4 protein-coding genes are annotated in these 3,217 nt (G+C 35.6%); 1 reads left to right on the forward strand and 3 read right to left on the reverse strand.

The window, feature by feature from the left end:
• Positions 1 to 70: 70 nt before the first annotated feature.
• Positions 71 to 652 carry an RdgB/HAM1 family non-canonical purine NTP pyrophosphatase gene (gene rdgB / locus AB1397_03130; GenBank protein MEW6481986.1) on the forward strand — a complete coding sequence of 194 codons (582 nt, stop codon included), beginning with the start codon at positions 71 to 73 and terminating at the stop codon, positions 650 to 652.
• On the opposite strand, the gene dapF is transcribed toward rdgB, so the two are convergent.
• From dapF to AB1397_03145, 3 genes are read right to left on the reverse strand one after another with little or no spacing between them, the layout of a single operon-like run.
• Positions 639 to 1,370 (reverse strand): diaminopimelate epimerase, encoded by a 732-nt coding sequence (gene dapF / locus AB1397_03135; protein MEW6481987.1) that lies wholly within the window; start codon positions 1,368 to 1,370, stop codon positions 639 to 641. The two genes, rdgB and dapF, sit on opposite strands and share 14 nt — an antisense overlap.
• The gene (lysA, locus tag AB1397_03140; GenBank protein MEW6481988.1) at positions 1,360 to 2,583 is read right to left on the reverse strand and encodes a diaminopimelate decarboxylase; all 1,224 of its coding nucleotides are present in this window, start codon (positions 2,581 to 2,583) and stop codon (positions 1,360 to 1,362) included. The genes dapF and lysA overlap by 11 nt, the downstream gene beginning before the upstream one ends.
• Complete coding sequence (locus AB1397_03145) at positions 2,584 to 3,156, reverse strand: tetratricopeptide repeat protein (GenBank protein ID MEW6481989.1); 573 nt, start codon at positions 3,154 to 3,156, stop codon at positions 2,584 to 2,586.
• Positions 3,157 to 3,217: the final 61 nt, after the last annotated feature.

Here is a 3,217-nt window from a genome sequence, read left to right on the forward strand (position 1 = left end):
ATTCAAAATTTAGAATTCAAAATTTCTTAAAAGGTGAATAAATTTTAAAACAGCTAAACACATACAAAATATGAAATTGCTTCTTGCCACAAAAAATCCTGATAAAATAAGGGAGATTAAGGAGATTATTGACTCTAATATTGAATTTATACCCCTTTCCTCCTTGCCTTTTGAAATTGAGCCAATTGAAGATGGAAAAACAATAGAAGAAAATGCAATAAAGAAGGCAAGGGAATATGCATCTGCCTATTCCCTCCTTACCTTATCCGAAGATTCTGGCCTTGAGGTAGATTATCTAAATGGCGCACCTGGTGTCTATTCCTCCAGATTTGGAGGAGATATAAGTTATGAAGAAAAGAATAGGCTAATTATTAAGCTACTTAAGGGTGTTCCCTTTGAAAAAAGAAAGGCAAGGTTTAAGACTATAGCGGCAATTGCAGACCCCTCTGGGTTTTTAAAAACAGCAGAGGGCACTGTGGAAGGATTTATTGCCTTTGAGCCAAAGGGAAATAATGGCTTTGGCTATGATCCAATATTTTTTTATCCACCCTTTAATAAAACATTCGGTGAGGTTAGCTTGGAAGAGAAAAATAAAGTAAGCCACCGGGCATCTGCCATAAGAAAAATAGAAGAGATTCTTAAATCTCTTTAACCCTTCCCTCAAGATAAAGCCTGTTATCCTCAAAATATACATTTAAAAGCTCCTTGCTTCTTGCCTCTACAATGGTTGGAAAATGTGTCTTATTTAAAAGATAAAGGATATAGCAAGATGCACAAGAGCCTGTGCCGCAGGATAGGGTTTCATCCTCAACACCCCTTTCATATGTCCTTATCTTTATCTTATTTTCTTTTTCAACCTCAACAAAATCCACATTCGTTCCTTCTGGTTCAAATACCTTATCAAACCTTATTTTTCTTCCCAAGCTAAATACATCAAGATTATCTACATCATCTACTAATACAATTGTATGGGGAACGCCAACCCTTACAAAATGACAATTTGGCATAATGTTTAGCCTTATATCCTTTGGTTCTCCTATCATTACTTTTACTAAATCACCTGAAGCAATTGCCTTAATCCTTCCCCACAGGGTCTCTATCTCCATCTTATTCTCTGCTAAATTCTCTTTCCATCCAAAGAATGCAGCACACCTACTACCATTTCCACACATCTCTGCCTCACTTCCATCCTTGTTAAATATTCTCATCTTGAAGTCACAAATCTTGGACGGCTCAATGAGAAGAAGCCCATCTGTTTTCTCCTTTAAACATAGCTCTATCGCCAATTCTTTCGGGTTTATTTTTTGTTGGGATAAATTATTTACAATGACAAATGTATTCCCCGAGCCACTTAGTTTTTTATAATCCATACGGGATTACCTGATTCCTGATAAGATCCTTGAAAGACTCCCTTTTTCTAATCACACAGGGTTTTTTATCTATTACCATAATCTCAGGGCATTTTCTCCTTGCATTATAATTTGATGACATTGAAAAGGAATATGCACCAGCATCCATTATGCAAAGGAGGTCTGATGAAGAAACAGCAGACATTTTTCTTTCCCTTGCTAAAAAATCTCCATCTTCGCATAAAGGGCCTACAATATCAGCAATAATCTCTCCTTGTTCCCTTAATTCGCTTTGTAATATCCGATGAAAGCTGTTATATAAAGCTGGCCTTATAAGGTCGTTCATTCCAGCATCTACAACAATAAATTTCTTTGCTTTTGTCTCCTTAAGATACAAAACCTTTGTAACAAGGCAGCCAGAATTTCCTACAATGCTCCTTCCAGGCTCTATAATAAGCTTAAAATCCTTAACAATTGGGGTAATCTCCTTTGCAAATTGCGATATGCCTGGAAAATTCTCATTGTTGTAAGGAATCCCAAGACCTCCCCCTATATCGATATATTTTATTTCCCCAATCTCTTTGGCAAGGTTAACAAGCCTTTTTGCACTTTCAACAAAAGGGGAAAGCTCGGTAACCTGTGAGCCAATATGGGATGATAAACAGATAAGGTTTATATTCTTCATCTTTCTTATAAGGCTTATGGCATTTTTAAGGATTTCCCTCGTTATCCCAAATTTGCTTTTTTCAAGGCCTGTGGCAACATAGGGATGGGTTTTTGGCTCAATGCCTGGATTTATCCTTATCCCAACATTTATCTTTTCTTTTGCGAAATTATCTATAAGAAACAGCTCATCAATGGAATCAGCAATTATTAAGAATACCTTCTCCTTAATTGCCATCTTTATATCATCCTCTGTCTTTCCATTTCCATTAAAGACGATTTTTTTACCAGGAATTCCTGCATTTTTTGCCAAGAAAAGCTCTCCTAATGAGGAAACATCACAGCCAGAGCTTAATTTAGAAAGAAGCTTAAGGATTGCAATGTTTGAATTTACCTTTGCCGCATAGCAAATAAGGGGTGAAACCTCTGAAAATGCCTCTTTGTATTCTTTAAAATTTCTCTCTATCGCCTCTTTGCTATAAAGATAAAACGGCGTGTCAACCTTATCTGCAATTTCGCCTATCTCTACACCATCACAACAAAACCTTCCTTTAATATACTCAAAACCCATTTATTTCTTCTTCGCTTTCTTTATTAGCCTTGCCAGCTTCTTCTCCTCCTTTTTTGCCCATTTTGCATCGGGATTTTTTGAGATTATCCTTTTTATCCCTTTTTCTGAAAGAGAACCCCATTCTGTGGAATAATAATTTTCTATTGTCTTCTTATAATACTTAATTGCCTCAAGATAATCCCTTTCTTCCTCAAAACAAAGCCCTATTTTATAATTTGCCTCTGGAATAAAAGAAGATTCCTTCTCCTTTACAAATGGACGCCATAATAAAAAAGGCTTGCTAAATTGAGAAATAAGCCTTTTATAAGAGCTAATAGCTTCAGGCCATTGGGAAAGGAGCCTGTAGCATTCTGCAATTTGATAATATGCCTCATCACAAAAATATGTATTTCCATAGTAATCAAGGAATCTTTGAAATTCATTTATTGCGTTTGCATATTCCCCCCTTTTTTTAAACTCCAATCCCCTCTCATATAGATTAACCGCCTTTTGGTTTTCTTTATATGAATATGAGGAAATGTATTGGTTTGTTACACATCCTGCCAAAAAAACAAGAAAAATAAGAATTTTCATAACCTTATTTTACAATAAAATGGCTTTCAAAGTCAAAATTTACTCAACTTATGAGCAAAAA

Source organism: bacterium (assembly GCA_040756715.1).
GTDB lineage: Bacteria > UBA9089 > UBA9088 > UBA9088 > UBA9088 > JBFLYE01.